Genomic DNA, 19,370 nt, shown 5'->3' on the forward strand with positions numbered 1-19,370 from the left:
CAGGCTGAGTTTCTTATGAATTGACGCGGTCAAGTGTGGGAGCTGGCTTGCCTGCGATAGCGGTGTGTCAGTCGACACGGCTTTAGCTGATAATCCGCTATCGCAGGCAAGCCAGCTCCCACCTGGACCGTGTTTACAACGGGGATTTGACGGTGAGTGGAGTGCTAGCGCGCTTGGCATTGAGCCCGTAATACAACACCCCGCCTAACGCCGAACCGGTAAACCAGCCGTAGCTGTAGAACCAGCTGAACGCGTCGCTGCCCAACGACAGCAGCGTCAGCACCACCGGTACGCCAAAAGCGACAAACCCGCTCCAGTTCCAGGCCGGGTACACGTCGTCGCGGTACAGGCCGGCCAGGTCCAACTGTTGTCGGCGGGTAATGAAGTAGTCCACCACCATGATCCCGGCAATCGGCCCCAGCAGGCTCGAGTAGCCGAGCAGCCAATTGGAATACACGGTTTCCAGGCTGACGTCCGAGACGATCAGCCCGAGTTTTTTCAGCAGTTCATGGGCCATCAGCGCCAGCCCTACCAGGCCGGTGAGGATCACCGCTGTGGTGCGGTTGATCAGCTTGGGCGCGATGTTCTGGAAGTCGTTGGTGGGCGAGACGATGTTCGCCGCAGTGTTGGTGGACAACGTTGCGACGATGATCAGCGCCATGGCGATGGCTACCCACACCGGGCTCTGGATATGGCCGATCAGGCTCACCGGGTCGGAGACGCTCACCCCCACCAGTTTTACCGAGGCGGCGGTCATGACCACGCCGAGGGCGGCGAACAGGAACATGGTCAGCGGCAAGCCGAAGATCTGCCCCAGAATCTGGTCTTTCTGGCTGTTGGCGTAGCGGCTGAAGTCGGGAATGTTCAGCGACAACGTAGCCCAGAAACCCACCATCGCCGTAAGCCCCGCCATGAAGTAACCGGTGAGGCTGGCGCCTTCGGGGCGCTTGGGTGGGATCGCCATCAACTCGCTGAGGGACACATTCGGCATCGCCCATACCAACAGCCCAACGCCCACGGCGACCAACAGCGGCGCCGACAAGGTTTCCAGGCGCTTGATCGACTCGGCGCCGCGCAGCACCACCCACAGGTTCAGGCACCAGAACAGCATGAAACCGATCACCTCGCCAGTGCCGCCGAGGGCTTTCCAGCCATCGAAAATCGAGCCCAGAAACAGGTGGATCGCCAGCCCGCCGAACATCGTCTGGATACCAAACCATCCGCAGGCCACCAGCGCACGGATCAGGCACGGTACGTTGGAGCCGAGGATGCCAAAGGACGAACGCAACAGCACCGGAAACGGAATGCCGTACTTGGTGCCGGGAAACGCGTTGAGGGTCAGCGGGATCAACACCACGATATTGGCCAGCAGGATCGCTACCAGCGCCTCCCCCACCGACAGCCCGAAATACGCCGTGAGCACCCCGCCCAGAGTGTAGGTGGGCACGCAGATCGACATACCGACCCATAGCGCGGTGATGTGCCATTTGTTCCAGGTGCGCTCGTGCACTTTGGTAGGTGCCATGTCGTGGTTGTAGCGAGGGCTGTCGAGGACGTCGGGGCCGGCGTCAAGTTCGTACAGGCCGTTGCGCTCGATGACTTGCGATCTGTTCTGTTGCATGGCCGCTCCACGGTTTTTTTTAAAATTATTGTTGCTCACCTGCACGCTAGGTTCAGGTGGCCGGAGTACCGCATCAACAACATGACTTCCAGGGTTCCGGCCAACTGCCCGTGCACTCAATAACCGTGCCGACAACCGCCTCTGAACCCGCACCGCTTATATAACGTGCTGATGTTTATCAGCTTTCCAATTGAGCCTACGGTACTTGCCGCACGCGTCAGGCTAAACAATACGCAAGTTGCTCGAACTTCAGGTCTCAATCTGGTGCATCACAATTATTTTTATTTCTCGACGCCGTCAAGCGGCATATCTCAAGCGCCTGATTTGCAATAAGAAATATTGATCAGATCAAGAACCTGTCAAGTGCGTCAAAACAGGGTGGGCGTGCTTCATTTTGGTGAAAATAAGATTTTTCTTATAAAAATCAAAAGGATAAAACCTATAAACGCTTGCGAAAAATCTTCTTGCTCATTCGAAAAACTCGGGCTAGTTTCTATTCCTGTCACCGATGACAGGAATTAATCCGTCATCGATACGCAGTATTACAACACTTAGAACTGGCACAAGCCGGTCAAGCCTGTGAGGAACTCGACATGTCGCTGTTGATCCGTGGCGCCACCGTTATTACCCATGATGAAAGTTACCGCGCCGACGTGTTATGCGCAGAGGGTCTAATTCGCGCCATTGGCACGAATCTGGATATTCCCGCAGGCTGTGAAATACTCGATGGCAGCGGCCAATACTTGATGCCGGGCGGCATCGACCCTCATACCCACATGCAACTGCCCTTCATGGGCACCGTGGCCAGTGAAGACTTTTTCAGTGGTACGGCGGCAGGCTTGGCCGGTGGCACCACGTCGATCATCGACTTCGTGATTCCCAACCCGCAGCAGTCGCTGATGGAAGCTTTCCACCAGTGGCGCGGCTGGGCCGAAAAGTCTGCCGCCGACTATGGGTTTCATGTAGCGATCACCTGGTGGAGCGAACAGGTACGCGAGGAAATGGCCGAGTTGGTCAGCCATCACGGCATCAACAGCTTCAAGCATTTCATGGCCTACAAAAACGCGATCATGGCTGCCGACGACACCTTGGTCGCCAGTTTCGAACGCTGCCTGGAACTCGGCGCGGTGCCCACCGTGCATGCCGAGAATGGCGAGCTGGTGTATCACCTGCAACGCAAACTGATGGCCCAGGGCATCACCGGGCCGGAAGCCCATCCGCTGTCGCGCCCCTCCCAAGTGGAAGGCGAAGCGGCCAGCCGTGCTATCCGGATTGCCGAGACCATCGGCACGCCGCTGTACCTGGTGCATGTGTCGACGAAGGAAGCCCTGGATGAAATCACCTACGCCCGAGGCAAGGGCCAGGCGGTGTACGGTGAAGTACTCGCCGGCCACCTGTTGCTCGATGACAGCGTGTACCAGCACCCCGACTGGCAGACCGCCGCTGGCTATGTGATGAGCCCGCCATTCCGCCCGCGCGGGCACCAGGAGGCACTGTGGCATGGCCTGCAAGCGGGCAACCTGCACACCACCGCCACCGACCACTGCTGTTTCTGCGCCGAGCAAAAAGCCGCCGGGCGTGACGACTTCAGCAAGATCCCCAACGGTACCGCCGGCATTGAAGATCGCATGGCGCTGCTGTGGCACGAAGGCGTCAATACCGGGCGTTTGTCGATGCAGGAATTCGTCGCGCTGACCTCCACCAACACCGCGAAGATTTTCAACCTCTACCCCCGTAAAGGCGCGATACGCGTGGGCGCCGATGCCGACCTGGTGCTATGGGACCCCGAGGGCACGCGGACCATTTCAGCCAAGACCCACCATCAGCAGGTGGACTTCAACATCTTCGAAGGCAAGACCGTGCGCGGCGTGCCCAGCCACACCATCAGCCAGGGCAAGCTGGTGTGGGCCGATGGCGACCTGCGGGCCGAGCGAGGCGCCGGCCGGTATGTGCAGCGGCCGGCGTATCCGTCGGTGTTCGAGCAGTTGAGCAAGCGGGCAACGCTCTCCAAACCAGTGGCCGTGAACCGCTGAGTCCAAAAAAAGCGGACGCGGAGCGTCCAGTGAGGCATTCCCACGCAGAGCGTGGGAACGATCGCCCATCAGAGGCAGCACCTCAATAACCGTGAGGCCAACACCGTGATTCAGACCCTGACCCACCTCCCCCACCCCCGCGAAGACGGGGCCACCCTCGCCAACCAGTTCACCGACCTGGCACCGCCACTCAACGCGCGCCAGGCCCAGCTGGAAGCCTCGCGCTGCCTGTACTGCTACGACGCGCCCTGCGTGAATGCGTGCCCCAGCGAAATCGATATCCCGTCATTCATCCGCAATATCCACACCGACAACGTGCAAGGCGCCGCGCAGAAAATTCTCTCGGCCAACATTCTCGGTGGCAGCTGCGCGCGGGTGTGCCCGACGGAAATCCTTTGCCAGCAGGCCTGCGTACGCAATAACACCGAAGAATGCGCTCCCGTGCTGATCGGCCTGTTGCAACGCTACGCTATCGATAATGCGCACTTCAGCGAACACCCATTCCAACGCGCCGCGCCCACCGGCAAGCGCATCGCCGTGGTCGGCGCCGGGCCCGCCGGTTTGGCCTGCGCCCACCGCGCCGCCTTGCACGGCCATGACGTGGTGATTTTCGAAGCGCGGGAAAAAGCCGGCGGCCTGAATGAGTACGGAATCGCCAAATACAAACTGGTGGACGACTTCGCCCAGAAGGAACTGGATTTTCTCCTGCAGATTGGCGGCATCGAGGTTCGCCACGGCCAGCGCCTGGGCGGCAACCTGACCTTGAGCGAACTGCACCAGCAATTCGATTCGGTGTTCCTCGGCCTGGGTCTCGCGGCCAGCAAACGGCTGGGCCTGCCCTTTGAGGACGCCCCCGGCCTGCTCGCCGCCACCGACTATATCCGTGAACTGCGCCAGGCCGATGACCTCAGCCAATTGCCCCTGGCCGACCGTTGCATCGTACTCGGCGCCGGCAACACCGCCATCGACATGGCCGTGCAAATGGCCCGCCTCGGTGCCCGCGATGTCAACCTGGTATACCGCCGTGGCCTCGCGGACATGGGCGCGACCCACCACGAACAGGACATCGCCAAAGCCAATCAAGTACGGCTGTTGACCTGGGCCCAACCCGACGAGGTTCTGCTCGACGACCAGGGCCGCGTACGCGGCATGCGCTTTGCCCGCACACGCTTGGAAGACGGTCGCCTGCTGCCTACCGGGGAAACCTTCGAACTGGCCGCCGATGCGATCTTCAAGGCGATCGGGCAAGGCTTTGACAACGACGCCCTGCACGACCCGCTGGCCCAGCAACTGCACCGCGTCGACGAGCGCGTCTTCGTCGATGAGCAACTGCGCACCAGCATCCCAGGGGTGTATGCCGGCGGCGACTGCGTCAGCCTCGGCCAGGACCTCACCGTCCAGGCGGTACAACATGGCAAGCGGGCTGCCGAAGCCATGCACGCCCAACTCATGCTGACTGTGGAGGCTGCGTAATGGCCGATCTCTCGATTGTATTCGCCGGAATCAAAGCGCCCAATCCGTTCTGGCTGGCCTCCGCGCCACCCACCGACAAAGCCTACAACGTGGTGCGCGCCTTCGAGGCCGGCTGGGGTGGCGTGGTGTGGAAAACCCTGGGGGAAGACCCGGCGGCGGTGAACGTGTCGTCGCGCTACTCCGCGCACTACGGCGCCAACCGCGAAGTGCTGGGCATCAACAATATCGAACTGATCACCGACCGTTCCCTGGAGATCAACCTGCGGGAAATCACCCAGGTGAAAAAGGACTGGCCGGACCGCGCGCTGATCGTCTCGCTGATGGTGCCCTGTGTCGAAGCGTCCTGGAAAAACATCCTGCCCTTGGTGGAGGCGACCGGCTGCGACGGCATCGAGCTGAACTTCGGCTGCCCCCATGGCATGCCCGAACGGGGCATGGGCGCCGCCGTCGGCCAGGTGCCGGAGTACGTGGAGCAAGTGACGCGCTGGTGCAAGACGTATTGCTCGCTGCCGGTGATCGTCAAGCTCACGCCGAACATCACCGACATCCGCGTGGCGGCGCGGGCGGCCTATCGCGGCGGCGCCGATGCGGTGTCGCTGATCAACACCATCAACTCCATCACCAGCGTAGACCTGGAGCGTATGGTCGCCCTGCCGGTGGTCGGTTCCCAGAGCACCCATGGCGGTTACTGCGGCTCGGCGGTCAAGCCGATTGCGTTGAACATGGTCGCCGAAATCGCCCGCGACCCACAGACCCACGGCCTGCCGATCTGCGGCATCGGCGGTATCGGTACCTGGCGGGATGCGGCGGAGTTTGTTGCCCTGGGCTGCGGCGCGGTGCAGGTGTGCACGGCGGCGATGCTGCATGGGTTTCGCATCGTTGAAGAAATGAAGGATGGCTTGTCGCGCTGGATGGACAGCCAAGGCCATGCCAACCTGCAGGCGTTTTCCGGGCGGGCGGTGGGCAATACCACGGACTGGAAGTACCTCGACATCAACTACCAAGTCATCGCCAAGATAGACCAAGACGCGTGCATTGGCTGTGGGCGTTGCCATATTGCCTGCGAGGACACCTCGCACCAGGCCATTGCCAGCTTGAAGCAGGCCGATGGCACGCATCTGTATGAGGTGATCGACGATGAGTGCGTGGGCTGCAACCTGTGCCAGATCACCTGCCCGGTGGCCGACTGCATCGAGATGGTGCCGATCGATACCGGCAAGCCGTTTTTGAACTGGACGCAGGACCCGCGCAATCCTTACCGGGAGGCTGTGTAGTTCTTTAGGTCGCTATCGCAGGCAAGCCAGCTCCCACAGTTGATCGCGCCCGGCCACACACTCCACGATGCGAAGCGAGTCGCTCTTGATCTGCTTTTGATCTTAGGCGCCCCGTTAAACCACGCTGGCCGGAATTCGACAGGGATTTGGGGGGTAAACCGGCAGGGATGCCGGTTTAGCCGCCCCGCGCCATGGATGGCGCGTGGCGGCGGCCCCCCAAATCACTGGCGGATTACGGGCACACCGAGCCTAAGCGAGGTGCCGAGTGGTGGGGCAAGAGCGTTTTGCTTACTTTTGCGCTGTTCAAAAGTGAGCCGCCGTCAGGGCGGAACCCTAAGTGGCCGTTACCGCAGGAATGGATATGTACACAATCCAACTGTGTTGACTGCCAGGCCGCCTTCGCGAGCAAGCCCGCTCCCACAGGTTGATCGCGGGGTGTCAGGGTAGATTTGCATCGGTTGTCAGGCCGTCACGGGAGCAAGCTCCCTCGCCACAAGTCCAGCGTCGCTTCGAAGTTGTGTAGATACCTATGCTGCGATAGGGCCTTGAGCCTCACTACAAGGCTCAAGGTTCCAAGCCAATCCCGCGCAAAATCACACCGGTCACGGTCTGAATGGCCTTTTCGAACTGCCTGTCCGACAACGGCTGGTGGTCATTCAAAATCTTCACCTGATGATCGAAGTCGGCATAGTGCTGGGTCGAGGCCCAGATCATGTACAGCAGGCTCGAGGGCTCCACCGGCAGGATGCGTTTGTCTTGCACCCATTGGCGAATCTTCGCTTCCTTCATCTTGGCCCAGTCATACAGGCTTTCATCCAGGGCTTCGCCAAGTGTGGGCGCGCCGTGGATGATTTCATTGGCCCAGACCTTGGAGCCATACGGCCGCGTGCGCGAGCGCTGCATCTTGGCGCGGATGTAGCTGCTGAGCACTACACGAGGGTCGTCAAAGGTTTCAAAGCTCAGGGCGTCCTGCTTCCACAACTCCAGCAGGTCGAACAGCACCGCGCTGTACAGCTCGCTTTTGGTGGTGAAGTAGTAATGCAGGTTGGAGCGCGGCAGTTGCGCTTCTTCGGCGATGTCGGCCATGGCGGTGCTGCCATAGCCCTTGTTGGCGAAGACCTTCTCCGCCGCCAGCAGGATTTTCTCGACGTTGACCCGACGAATTCCGATCTTGTGATTGCCCATAAGGGCTCCCTGACAACAACACGGCCTAAAGACTACCACCGGCTCTAGATCGGGGCGACAGGCCAAGCCGAAACTTCGTACACTGCCGGCTCCTGTCCTCTGATTGGTATTGAACAATGTTGCTCAAGAAGTCCCTGACCGCTGCTGTCCTGTTCACTGCCCTGCTGGGCGCCTCGGCGGCGTTTGCCCACGCCCATCTCAAGAGCACGGAGCCTGCGGCTGACAGCAACGTCGCCGCGCCGAAAGACCTGCGCCTGACCTTCAGCGAAGGCGTCGAAGCCACCTTTACCAAGGTGTCCCTGAGCAAGGACGGCACCGAAGTCGCCATCAAGGGCCTGGAAACCCAGGGAGCCGACAATAAAACCCTGGTGGTCACGCCTGCCGCTCCGCTGGCAAGCGGCACCTATACAGTCCAATGGCATGCGGTGTCCGTCGACACTCACAAAAGCGAAGGCACTTATAGCTTCAAGGTCGGCCAATAACCCATGGCAACCCTGCTGGTGCTGTGCCGCTTCCTGCATTTCATCGTCGTGCTGTTGATGTTCGGGGCCTGGGTGTTCAGGCCCTGGCTGCTCGGCGCTCATGTGCAACCGACACTGGACCGGCAACTGCTGCGCATCACCCGCGGCCTGGCCGGCTTGGGGCTTGTCACCGGGGTTGCGTGGTTGCTGTTGATCACCGCCAGCATGGCCGGCAGTTGGGACTCGGCGCTGCAACCGGCCACCGTGCAGTTGGTGCTGGGCAAGACCTTTTTTGGCCAGGTATGGGCCTGGCATCTGCTGCTGAACCTGCTGCTGGTGATCGTGCTGATCAAGCCCTGGCCGATCTTGCGCTTACCGCTGCTCGCTCTGCTGCTGGCGACCCTGGCACCCGTTGGCCACGGCGCCATGCTCGACGGGCTCCGTGGGCAGTTGCTGATCCTCAACCAGGTGGTGCACCTGCTATGCGTTGGGGCCTGGCTAGGGGGGCTGCTGGTGTTGGTGCTGATCTTCAGGCATGCGCAAGACCAGCGCCTGGAGCCGATTTTGCGCCGCTTCAGTGGTGTGGGATATGGCCTGGTCGGCGGCCTGCTGGTGACCGGTTTGATCAATGTGCGTGTGCTCACCGGGCAACTGTGGCCCACGCCGCTCTTCCAAGGGTTTGCCTTGATTTTGCTGATCAAGGTGGGGCTGGTACTGGGCATGCTGGGGTTGGCGCTGCTGAACCGGTTGCGTATCAAGCGCTGCGAGCAACGCCTGGGCAGTTTGAGAGCCAGTGTGATGATGGAGTGGCTGCTGGGCATTGCAGCGGTGGCGGCGGTTTCCCTGCTTGGCACCCTGCCGCCGATGGTCATGGCTGGCTGAAACCTGCGTTGCAATGCAATCCATGTAGGAGCGAGCTTGCTCGCGAAAAACTCACAGGCGCCGGGTTCATTCAGGAAGTACGCGTTATCGTTGACGTTTTTCGCGAGCACGCTCGCTCCTACAGAGACGTTGAATCGTTTCACCCAAGTCATCGTATAACTTCTGCTTGACACGCCCTTAAAACCTCGCAAATATCGCGCTCAATGTTGTACGACGACGTATAACAAATAATAAAAACAACAAAACAAAGGGAGCCTCACTGTGAGTCAATCCGCCCGCCATTCCTGCACGCGCCTGGGCCTTCTCGGTCTCGGCAGCCTGGCAGTCACCCTGCCGCTGGGTGCCAACGCCGAAGGCTTTATCGACGACGCCAAGGCTACGCTCAACCTGCGTAATGCCTACTTCAACCGCAACTTCACCAACCCCAGCAACCCCCAGGGCAAGGCCGAAGAGTGGACGCAGAGTTTTATCCTCGATGCCAAGTCCGGCTTTACCCAGGGCACGGTCGGTTTCGGGATTGACGTGTTGGGCCTGTACTCGCAAAAACTTGATGGCGGTAAAGGCACCGCCGGCACGCAACTGTTGCCGGTGCATGACGATGGCCGCCCCGCCGACAATTTCGGGCGCCTGGGTGTCGCGCTGAAAACCAGGCTGTCGAAGACCGAGTTGAAGGTGGGCGAATGGATGCCGGTGCTGCCGATCCTGCGTTCCGATGATGGCCGTTCCCTGCCCCAGACCTTTCGCGGCGGCCAAATCACCTCCAATGAAATCGCCGGCCTAACGCTCTACGGCGGCCAGTTTCGCGGCAACAGCCCGCGCAACGACGCGAGCATGGAAGATATGTTCATGAACGGCAAAGCCGCGTTCACCTCGGACCGTTTCAACTTTGGCGGCGGCGAATACACCTTCAACGACAAACGTACCCAGGTCGGCCTGTGGTACGCCGAACTGACTGATATCTACCAACAGCAGTACCTCAACCTCACCCACAGCCAGCCGGTGGGCGACTGGACCCTGGGCGCCAACCTCGGGTTCTTCAATGGCAAGGAAGACGGCAGTGCCCTGGCCGGCGACCTCGATAACAAAACCCTGTTCGCCCTGCTCTCGGCCAAATACAACGGCCACACCTTCTACGTGGGCCTGCAAAAACTCAGCGGCGACAGCGCCTGGATGCGCATCAACGGCACCAGCGGCGGCACCCTCGCCAACGACAGCTACAACGCCAGCTATGACAACGCCCAGGAAAAGTCCTGGCAGGTGCGCCACGACTTCAACTTTGTGGTGCTCGGCGTTCCGGGGCTGACCTTGATGAACCGCTATATCAGCGGCAGCAACGTACACACCGGGGCGATCACCGACGGCAAAGAGTGGGGGCGGGAGTCGGAACTGGCCTACACCGTGCAGAGCGGTGCGCTGAAGAACCTCAATGTGAAGTGGCGCAACTCGACCATGCGCCGGGACTTCAGCAATAACGAGTTCGATGAGAACCGGATTTTTATCAGCTATCCGATTTCATTACTCTGAATGTTGGATGGCTTGGTCAGATTTTTGTAGGAGCGAGCTTGCTCGCGAGAAACCCATGGGCGCCGCGTTTAATCAGGAACACGCGTTATCGTTGAAGTTTTTCGCGAGCAAGCTCGCTCCTACAGAGAGCTGGACGTTGACAACACCAGGAATCCCTAACACTATTTCCCTATAGTCATACGACAACCTACAACAAAAATCTGGAAGGCTCATGACCACCACCACCCCCGCTCCCTTCAACCGCCTGCTACTCACCGGTGCCGCCGGCGGCCTGGGCAAAGTCCTGCGTGAACGCATGCGTCCTTATGCCCAGGTGCTGCGCCTTTCGGATATCGCTGAAATGGCCCCTGCCACCGATGCGCGCGAAGAAGTGCACATCTGCGACCTGGCCGACAAACACGCCGTGCATCAGTTGGTAGAAGGCGTCGACGCCATCCTGCACTTTGGCGGCGTGTCAGTGGAGCGCTCGTTCGAAGAGGTGCTGGGCGCGAACATCAGTGGCATTTTCCATATCTACGAAGCCGCCCGCCGCCACGGGGTCAAGCGGGTGATCTTCGCCAGTTCCAACCACGTGATCGGTTTCTACAAGCAGGGCGAGCAACTCGACGCCCATTCCCCGCGCCGCCCGGACAGTTACTACGGCCTGTCCAAATCCTACGGCGAAGACATGGCCAGTTTCTACTTCGACCGCTACGGCATCGAGACCGTGAGCATCCGTATCGGCTCCTCGTTCCCGCAACCGCAGAACCGCCGGATGATGCACACCTGGCTGAGCTTCGACGACCTGACTCAACTGCTCGAACGCGCGCTGTACACGCCCAACGTCGGCCATACCGTGGTGTACGGTATGTCGGCCAACCTCGACACTTGGTGGGACAACCGCTACGCCGCGCACCTGGGTTTTGCGCCCAAGGACAGCTCCGAAGTGTTCCGCGCCGAGGTCGAAACGCAACCGCCCGTGGCCGCCGATGACCCGGCCAAGGTCTACCAGGGCGGCGCGTTCTGCGCGGCGGGGCCGTTCGGTGACTGAGTGCCCAGCAACCCAAGGGAATGACCATGCGTGCTGAATTGATTGTCGACGCCCGTAACGCCGTGGGCGAATGCCCGGTATGGGTAGTGGAAGAAAACGCGCTGTATTGGGTGGATATCCCCAACGGCGGCCTGCAACGCTGGAGCGCCGCCACCGGCCATCTGGCGGCGTGGAAAGCCCCGCAAATGCTGGCCTGTATTGCCCGCACCAACACGGGTAACTGGGTGGCCGGCATGGAAACTGGCTTCTTCCAACTCACGCCCCACAACGACGGCAGCCTCGACACCACGCCGCTGGCCAGCATCGAGCATTCACGCAAGGACATGCGTTTGAACGATGGCCGCTGCGATCGCCAGGGCCGTTTCTGGGCCGGCAGCATGGTGCTGGACATGGGCTTGAACGCCGCCGACGGCATCCTTTATCGCTATGCGTCCGGGGCTGCACCCCGCGCGCAACTGGACGGGTTCATCACCCTCAACGGCCTGGCCTTCAGCCCCGACGGTCGCACGATGTACGCCTCCGATTCTCACCCGAAGGTGCAACAGGTCTGGGCGTTCGACTACGACATCGAGACCGGCACACCGTCCAATCGCCGCGTATTCATTGATATGAACAAATTCCCCGGGCGTCCCGACGGTGCGGCCGTGGACGCCGAGGGCGGCTACTGGATCTGCGCCAACGACGCCGGGCTGATTCACCGTTTCACCCCCGACGGTCGGCTGGACCGCTCCCTGAGCGTGCCGGTGAAAAAACCCACCATGTGCGCCTTCGGTGGCAGTCGCCTGGACACTCTGTACGTCACCTCCATCCGTGACGACCCGAGTAAACAGTCGCTGTCCGGTGGCGTGTTCGCCCTCAATCCCGGCGTCCAAGGGCTGCCCGAACCCCGCTTCATCGTTTAATCGCTGTGCCTTGAATACAACAATAACAAGACAGGAGTGACTTCCATGGACTTCAAACGCACCTTGCTCGCCGCTGCAATCTTCACCCTCAGCAGCGCCGCCCACGCGCTGGAAATCAAGTTCGCCGACATCCACCCCGCTGGCTACCCCACCGTGGTCGCAGAAGAAAACATGGGCAAGGCCCTGACCAAGGCGAGCAACGGCGAGCTGACCTTCAAGTATTTCCCCGGCGGTGTGCTGGGCTCCGAGAAGGAAGTGGTCGAACAGGCCCAGGTCGGCGCCGTGCAGATGACCCGCGTCAGCCTCGGTATCGTCGGCCCGGTGGTGCCGGACGTGAACGTGTTCAACCTGCCGTTCGTATTCCGCGACCAGGCGCATATGCGCAAGGTCATCGACGGCGAAATCGGCGATGAGATCCTCGCCAAGATCACCAACTCCGAGTTCGGCCTGGTGGCCCTGGCCTGGATGGATGGCGGCACGCGCAACCTCTACACCAAGAAACCGGTGCGCAAGATCGAAGACCTCAAGGGCATGAAGATCCGCGTGCAAGGCAACCCGATTTTCATTGAAGCCTTCAACGCCATGGGCGCCAACGGCATCGCCATGGACACCGGCGAGATCTTCAGCGCCCTGCAGACCGGGGTCATCGACGGCGCGGAAAACAACCCGCCGACCTTGCTGGAACACAACCACTTCCAGAACGCCAAGTACTACACCCTCACCGAACACCTGATCCTGCCTGAACCCATCGTGATGTCGAAAATCACCTGGAACAAGCTCGACGCCGCCCAGCAGGAGATGGTCAAGGACGCCGCCAAGGCCGCCCAGGCCGATGAGCGCGTGCTGTGGGATGCCAAGTCCGCCAGCAGTGAAGAGAAACTCAAGAAGGCCGGCGTGGAGTTCATCACTGTCGACAAAAAGCCCTTCTATGAGGCCACTGCGGCGGTGCGTGCCAAATACGGTGCGCCGTATGCGGACATGATCAAGCGCATCGACGCGGTTCAATAACCTCCCCTGCCCCTGCATAAGGCCCGGTGCGGTCGGCATCGACGCGCCCGGTCACGGTGAACGCCATGAAGACTTTACTGCTGCGCTTCAATGACCGCCTCTACATGACCTGCATCTGGGTCGCCGGCCTTTCGGTGCTGGGGGTCGCCTTGATCATCCCCTGGGGTATCTTCACCCGCTACGCCCTCGGCACCGGTTCCAGCTGGCCGGAGCCCACCGCCATCCTGCTGATGCTGGTGTTCACCTTTATCGGCGCCGCCGCCAGTTATCGTGCCGGTGCGCACATGTCGGTGGCGATGGTCACTGACCGCTTGCCGCCTGCCCAACGCCGCCTCGTCGGCATCCTCTCGCAACTGCTGATGGGCACCATCTGCGTGTTCATGACGATTTGGGGCACCAAGCTGTGCCTGTCCACCTGGAACCAATTCATGAGCGCCATCCCTACCCTGCGCGTAGGCATCACCTATATGCCGATCCCGATTGGCGGCGTGCTGACCCTGGTGTTCGTGGTCGAAAAGCTGCTGCTCGGTGATCAGAGCAACCGCAAGGTGGTGCGTTTCGACCTGGTTGAAGAAAACGAAGGGGCCGCCTGATATGGACGCATTGATTCTGTTGGGCAGCTTTGTTGTATTGATTCTGATCGGCATGCCGGTGGCCTATGCATTGGGGCTGTCGGCGCTGATTGGCGCGTGGTGGATCGACATCCCGTTCCAGGCCCTGATGATTCAGATTGCCGGTGGGGTGAACAAGTTTTCGCTGATGGCGATTCCGTTCTTCGTGCTGGCCGGGGCGATCATGGCCGAGGGCGGTATGTCGCGGCGCCTGGTGGCCTTTGCCGGGGTGCTGGTGGGCTTTGTGCGTGGCGGGTTGTCCCTGGTCAACATCATGGCTTCGACGTTTTTTGGCGCGATTTCCGGCTCATCCGTGGCCGATACCGCCTCGGTCGGCTCGGTGCTGATCCCGGAAATGGAACGGCGTGGTTATCCGCGCGAATTCGCCACCGCCGTGACCGTCAGCGGTTCGGTGCAGGCACTGCTGACGCCGCCCAGCCATAACTCGGTGCTGTATTCCCTGGCGGCGGGCGGCACCGTCTCCATCGCCTCGCTGTTCATGGCCGGTGTGGTGCCGGGCTTGTTGATGAGCGCGTGCCTGATGGTGCTGTGCCTGATCTTCGCGAAAAAGCGTGACTACCCCAAAGGCGAAGTCATCCCTCTGAAGCAGGCGCTGAAGATCGCCGCCGATGCGCTCTGGGGCTTGATGGCCATGGTGATCATCCTCGGCGGCATCCTCTCGGGCATCTTCACCGCCACCGAGTCGGCGGCGATTGCGGTGTTGTGGGCATTCTTCGTGACCATGTTCATCTACCGCGACTACAAATGGCGCGAGCTGCCCAAGCTGATGCATCGCACGGTGCGCACCATTTCCATCGTGATGATCCTGATCGCTTTCGCCGCCAGCTTCGGCTACATCATGACCCTGATGCAGATCCCGGCGAAGATCACCACGCTGTTCTTGACCCTGTCGGACAACCGCTACGTGATCCTGATGTGCATCAACGTCATGCTGTTGTTGCTCGGCACGGTGATGGACATGGCGCCGCTGATTCTGATCCTCACGCCTATCCTGATGCCGGTGATCCTGGGCATCGGCGTCGACCCGGTACACTTCGGCATGATCATGCTGGTGAACCTGGGTATCGGCCTGATTACCCCGCCGGTGGGCGCGGTGCTGTTCGTCGGCGCGGCGGTGGGCAAGACCAGTATCGAGAAAACCGTAAAGGCCCTGCTGCCGTTTTATGCGGTGTTGTTCTTGGTGCTGATTGCGGTGACCTACGTTCCGGCGTTGTCGCTGTGGTTGCCCCACTTGGTGCTGTAAAGGCGAACCAGTGTGGGAGCTGGCTTGCCTGCGATAGCGGTGTATCAGTCATGAATGCATTGACTGACAGATCGCTATCGCAGGCAAGCCAGCTCCCACAGTTGAATCCTCAGTGTTTGTTTTGACTTCACTAGGCAGGTCAATCGTGATTGAGCTTTCGGATCAATTCACCCATCTGGTGCTCGCCCCCGCCATCGGCGGCAGCCTCGTCAACTGGACGGTACGCGCCACCGGGCAGCCGCTGTTGCGGCACAGCGATGCACAGGCGATCAATACCGGGCTGCCGGGCAAGCTGGGCTGTTATCCATTAGCGCCCTGGTCCAACCGCATCGCCCAGGGCGGGTTTGACAACCCCGATGGCTGGCTGGCACTGGCAGCCAATAGCCTCAATGATCCTTTGCCGATTCACGGCTCGGCCTGGCAGCAGGCATGGCAGGTGGTGAGCCATACCCCACATGAAGTGGTGCTGGAGATGGAATGCGCGACGCCCTTCGCCTATCACGCCAGCCAGCGGATTCGTTTGAACAACGGTGAGTTGAATATCCAACTGTGTGTGACTCACCTCGCCGAGCAACCGGCGTGGCATGGGCTGGGCTTGCATCCGTATTTGCCGCGCCGGCCGGGTACGCGGCTGCAGGCCAGGGCTGGGCAGGTGTGGATGAGTGATGCAACCAAACTGCCCACCGAGTTGGCACCGGTTCCCGAGGATTGGGATTTGCGCCAACTCAAAGGATTGCCAGAGGGGCTGGTGGACAACGGCTTTTGCGGCTGGGATGGGCACTGTTTGATCGAACAACCGGAGCTTGGCTACCGCCTCGAATGCCAGGCCAGCGGTGCTGATTACTTCCTTCTGTACTGCCCGCCGGGGTTGGAATTTTTCTGCATCGAGCCGGTGAGTCATCCGGTCAATGCCCATCACCTGCCTGGCAGGCCTGGCCTGAAATTGCTGGAGCAAGGCCAGTCAACCCACCTGGCATTCAACCTGAAATACACTCCAAATACCTGAACTGTAGGAGCGAGCTTGCTCGCGAAAAACGTCAACGATAACGCATGTTTCCTGAATGAACGCGGCGCCTGTTAGTTCTTCGCGAGCAAGCTCGCTCCTACAGTTGGAACATGCGTCAGTGTCAGGGCGGGCTGTTTTTCAGGCGCCCGGCCGTGTCGATACTCACCACCACCGACAACCCCGGCCGCAAGCGCTCGCTCTCGGCCTGGTCCGGGTCCACGGTGATGCGCACGGGCACCCGCTGGGCGATCTTGACGAAGTTGCCGGTGGCGTTGTCCGCCTGCAACAGGCTGAACTCGGAACCGGTGGCCGGGGAAATATGCTGCACCGTGCCATGGAATTTGCGGTGGTTCAGCGCGTCCACGGTGAAGGTCACTGGCTGGCCGACCTGCACGTTGTCCATCTGGGTTTCTTTCATATTGGCAATCACCCACAACTGCTTGGGCACCAGCGCCATCAGTTGCGCGCCGGAATTGACGTAGGCGCCCAGGCGCACGCCGATCTGCCCGAGCTGACCATCCCGTGGCGCCGTGATGCGGGTATTGGACAGGTCGATGCGCGCCAGTTCCACCGCCGCCTCGGCACTCGCGACGGCTGCCTCCAGGGAGCCGCGGTTGACGATCACCGTCTGCAGATCCTGGCGGGCGATTTCCAGGCTGGCCTGGGCCTGGGCCACGGCGGCGATGGTCTGCGCGTTGGCGGCACGGGTCACGTCCAGTTCGCGCTTGGACACCGAACCATCGCTGATCAGCTCTTCATTGCGGCGCAAGTCCGCAGTGCTCTTGCGTGCCTGGGCCTGGCTGTCGACCAGCGCGGCCTGGCGCAGCTTGATGGTCGCTTCGGCGCTGTTGCGTTGCTGCACCACGTTGGCCAACGAGGCCTTCTGCACCGCCAGTTGCGCCAGGGCCTGGTCGAGGCGCTGCTTGTAGATGCGGTCGTCCAGGCGCACCAGCAGGTCGCCGGTCTTGACGTACTGGAAGTCCTGCACCGGCACTTCGAACACATAGCCGCTGAGCTGCGGGCCGATAATCGTCACCTGCCCACGCACCAGGGCGTTCTCGGTGGTTTCCACCGCGCTGCTGAACGGCGGCAGTTGCCAGGCGTACAGCACGATCAGCACACCGATGATGGCGATGGCGGCAAAGCCCAGGGACGAGATGATCCGCACGCGCAAGGGCCGCAATTGGGTGGGCACCGCGCCCGGTGGCGTGCTGCCTTCCGGCGTGGCGGCAATGGCGGTCGTGGTGGTGGTTGAAGGTTCGGTCATGAAGTTGCGCCGCTGGGTTGAACAGGAGGAGTTGCCTTGGTGGTACTCATCAGCCACAGGCTGCGGGTGAAGATCCACAGCATGGTCAGGATCGCGATAATCGCGATCAGCATAAAGACATCGTTGTAAGCCATGACGTTCGCCTCACGGGTGGCCGCCGTGGCCAGGCTGCGGATGCCCATGAGGTTGCGCAGTTCCGGGTCGGCGACGATCTTGCCATAGGCCGCCCCACCACTCTGCACCCGCGCCGCCACAAGCGGGTCGATCAGGGTCAGGTGCTCGACGAGCATGCTCGAATGGTACTTCTCGCGCACGATCTGGAAGGTGCCCAGCAACGCCGCGCCGATCAGGCCGCCGAGGTTCTGGCAGATCCCGAACATCACCGAGAAGCTCACCAGGTTGCGCGGGTTGGTCAGCACGTTTTTGGTGCCCAGCACCATAGTCGGCCCCAAGAAGAATGTGCCACCAAAGCCTAGCAGGAACTGGCTGATATAGAGGTTCTGCGGGCGGGTCAGGTTGCTGGAAAAACTGTCCATCACGGAACCTGTCGCCATCAGCGCCAGGGAGATGATCAGCGGCATCAGCAAGTGCGCCGGGTTGATCGTCAGCGCGCTGACCACCAGCCCGGCAATCGCGCCGGCCAGCATCACCACGTACAGGGTGTGCATCTGCTGGTAGCTCATGTTCAGCATCTGCATGAACCCCACCGCACCGGTGGACTGCTCAGACAGCACCATGCGAATCAGCACCACCGCCAACGCCAGGCGGATCATCACGCCGCTGCCCAGCCAGCGCGTCATCAGCATGGGGTTGCTACGGTTATGCTCGATGGCCAGCCCGGCCATGATCAGCACCAGGGAACAGGCCGAGGCCACGCCGATCCACGGCGCTTCCAGCCACCAGTCAATCCGTCCCAAAGACAGCACCGCGCAGAGCAAGGCCACGCCGCTGGCGAGGATGGCGAAGGTGAGAAAATCGAGTTTTTCAAAGGTCTTGAAGCGATCGCCCGGCGGCAACTTGAGCAGGAACACACAACCCAGGCAGATCAGCGCCAGGCCCAGTTCGAACAAATACAGCCCGCGCCATTCAGCGATTTGCAGCAAGTCTTCGGAAAACAGCCGCGCCAGGGGCAGCGCCAATTGCGCGGTGCCCAGCCCCAACACCAACGCTTTCAACCGCCACTTGGCCGGGAACGCCTGGATCATGTAGTACAAGCCCAACGAACTCAGCGCCGCGCCCACCATGCCGTGGGCGGCCCGTACCGCAATCGCCGAACTGAGGTCATTGACGAACAAGTGCCCGAAGGTCACCAGCGCGTAGAGCACCAGGAACACCTCGGTAAACGCGCGCAGGCCGAACTGCTGGCGAAACTTCACCAGCAGCAGGTTCATGCACACGTTGGTCATCACATAGGCGGCGGGCAACCAGGCCATTTCCGCAGTGGTCGCGCCCAGGGCGCCTTGCAGGTATTGCAGGTTGGCGATAACCAGGGCGTTACCCAGGCCGCCGGTAATTGCCACCAGCACGCCAACCATCGCGAAGAGCCAGCGCTTATGCGTAGGGTGCAGCGGCGTCGACGGCGAGCCAGGCAGGCTCGGCCGCTCGTGGGGTTGCCAGGTGTGGGGGGTGTATTTATCCATTCGGTGACCTTGGTAAGCCGGGGTGCAAGGCCGGTGAATCCGTTACACAGAGGAACAGTAACCTGAGAGGCGTTCATGTTGCCATCTTGAGGACGCAATTGGTCGACCAGGGGGCACAGTCAAATGGCGTCCCCTGCCTGCGCTCATTTGTCTTGCCCCTGCGTTCGGCCTGTATGCCCAGCGCTTGAA

16 protein-coding genes are annotated in these 19,370 nt (G+C 61.0%); 12 read left to right on the forward strand and 4 right to left on the reverse strand.

What is annotated here, in order from left to right; all coding sequences use genetic code 11:
• Positions 1-133: 133 nt before the first annotated feature.
• A complete protein-coding gene (locus tag HU731_RS05000) occupies positions 134-1,621 on the reverse strand; it encodes an NCS1 family nucleobase:cation symporter-1 (protein ID WP_186608634.1) in 1,488 nt (495 codons plus the stop codon).
• 593 nt (positions 1,622-2,214) lie between these two features.
• On the opposite strand from HU731_RS05000, the gene hydA reads away from it, so the two are divergent.
• The 3 genes from hydA (at position 2,215) to preA (ending at position 6,401) form a co-directional block, all read left to right on the forward strand.
• On the forward strand, positions 2,215-3,654 hold the full coding sequence (gene hydA, locus HU731_RS05005) for a dihydropyrimidinase (protein ID WP_186608633.1): 1,440 nt from the start codon (positions 2,215-2,217) through the stop codon (positions 3,652-3,654).
• 105 nt (positions 3,655-3,759) lie between these two features.
• Positions 3,760-5,127 (forward strand): NAD(P)-dependent oxidoreductase, encoded by a 1,368-nt coding sequence (locus tag HU731_RS05010; RefSeq protein WP_186608632.1) that lies wholly within the window; start codon positions 3,760-3,762, stop codon positions 5,125-5,127.
• On the forward strand, positions 5,127-6,401 hold the full coding sequence (gene preA, locus HU731_RS05015) for an NAD-dependent dihydropyrimidine dehydrogenase subunit PreA (RefSeq protein WP_186608631.1): 1,275 nt from the start codon (positions 5,127-5,129) through the stop codon (positions 6,399-6,401). The genes HU731_RS05010 and preA overlap by 1 nt, the downstream gene beginning before the upstream one ends.
• Positions 6,402-6,965: 564 nt before the next feature.
• On the opposite strand, the gene HU731_RS05020 is transcribed toward preA, so the two are convergent.
• Entirely contained in the window at positions 6,966-7,586 is a 621-nt protein-coding gene (locus HU731_RS05020) for a TetR/AcrR family transcriptional regulator (RefSeq protein WP_014719000.1), read from the reverse strand.
• Between the two features lie 116 nt (positions 7,587-7,702).
• On the opposite strand from HU731_RS05020, the gene copC reads away from it, so the two are divergent.
• The 9 genes from copC to HU731_RS05065 all read left to right on the forward strand — a co-directional run bounded on the left by copC (position 7,703) and on the right by HU731_RS05065 (position 16,274).
• A complete protein-coding gene (copC, locus tag HU731_RS05025; protein WP_186609010.1) occupies positions 7,703-8,068 on the forward strand; it encodes a copper homeostasis periplasmic binding protein CopC in 366 nt (121 codons plus the stop codon).
• A 3-nt stretch (positions 8,069-8,071) separates the two neighbouring features.
• Positions 8,072-8,929: a copper homeostasis membrane protein CopD gene (gene copD, locus HU731_RS05030; RefSeq protein ID WP_186609009.1), complete on the forward strand. Its 858-nt coding sequence runs from the start codon at positions 8,072-8,074 to the stop codon at positions 8,927-8,929.
• A 261-nt stretch (positions 8,930-9,190) separates the two neighbouring features.
• Positions 9,191-10,453 carry an OprD family porin gene (locus tag HU731_RS05035; protein ID WP_186609008.1) on the forward strand — a complete coding sequence of 421 codons (1,263 nt, stop codon included), beginning with the start codon at positions 9,191-9,193 and terminating at the stop codon, positions 10,451-10,453.
• Between the two features lie 211 nt (positions 10,454-10,664).
• Positions 10,665-11,483, forward strand: a complete 819-nt coding sequence (locus HU731_RS05040) for an NAD-dependent epimerase/dehydratase family protein (RefSeq protein ID WP_186609007.1) — start codon at positions 10,665-10,667, stop codon at positions 11,481-11,483.
• 26 nt (positions 11,484-11,509) lie between these two features.
• Complete coding sequence (locus HU731_RS05045; RefSeq protein ID WP_186609005.1) at positions 11,510-12,385, forward strand: SMP-30/gluconolactonase/LRE family protein; 876 nt, start codon at positions 11,510-11,512, stop codon at positions 12,383-12,385.
• A 45-nt stretch (positions 12,386-12,430) separates the two neighbouring features.
• Positions 12,431-13,393: a TRAP transporter substrate-binding protein gene (locus tag HU731_RS05050; protein WP_186609003.1), complete on the forward strand. Its 963-nt coding sequence runs from the start codon at positions 12,431-12,433 to the stop codon at positions 13,391-13,393.
• Between the two features lie 65 nt (positions 13,394-13,458).
• On the forward strand, positions 13,459-13,986 hold the full coding sequence (locus tag HU731_RS05055; RefSeq protein ID WP_186609001.1) for a TRAP transporter small permease: 528 nt from the start codon (positions 13,459-13,461) through the stop codon (positions 13,984-13,986).
• A gap of 1 nt (position 13,987) precedes the next feature.
• Positions 13,988-15,268 carry a TRAP transporter large permease gene (locus HU731_RS05060; RefSeq protein ID WP_032903436.1) on the forward strand — a complete coding sequence of 427 codons (1,281 nt, stop codon included), beginning with the start codon at positions 13,988-13,990 and terminating at the stop codon, positions 15,266-15,268.
• A 145-nt stretch (positions 15,269-15,413) separates the two neighbouring features.
• Positions 15,414-16,274, forward strand: a complete 861-nt coding sequence (locus HU731_RS05065; RefSeq protein ID WP_186608999.1) for an aldose 1-epimerase — start codon at positions 15,414-15,416, stop codon at positions 16,272-16,274.
• 121 nt (positions 16,275-16,395) lie between these two features.
• Here HU731_RS05065 and HU731_RS05070 read toward each other — a convergent pair whose 3' ends face one another.
• Entirely contained in the window at positions 16,396-17,541 is a 1,146-nt protein-coding gene (locus HU731_RS05070) for an HlyD family secretion protein (protein ID WP_003192298.1), read from the reverse strand.
• Positions 17,538-19,181, reverse strand: coding sequence for an MFS transporter (locus HU731_RS05075; protein ID WP_186608997.1), 1,644 nt, complete (start codon positions 19,179-19,181; stop codon positions 17,538-17,540). Before HU731_RS05075 ends, HU731_RS05070 begins: the two co-directional genes overlap by 4 nt.
• Positions 19,182-19,370 lie beyond the last annotated feature (189 nt).

Origin of the sequence: Pseudomonas salmasensis (assembly GCF_014268375.2) — a bacterium.
Lineage (GTDB): Bacteria > Pseudomonadota > Gammaproteobacteria > Pseudomonadales > Pseudomonadaceae > Aquipseudomonas > Aquipseudomonas salmasensis.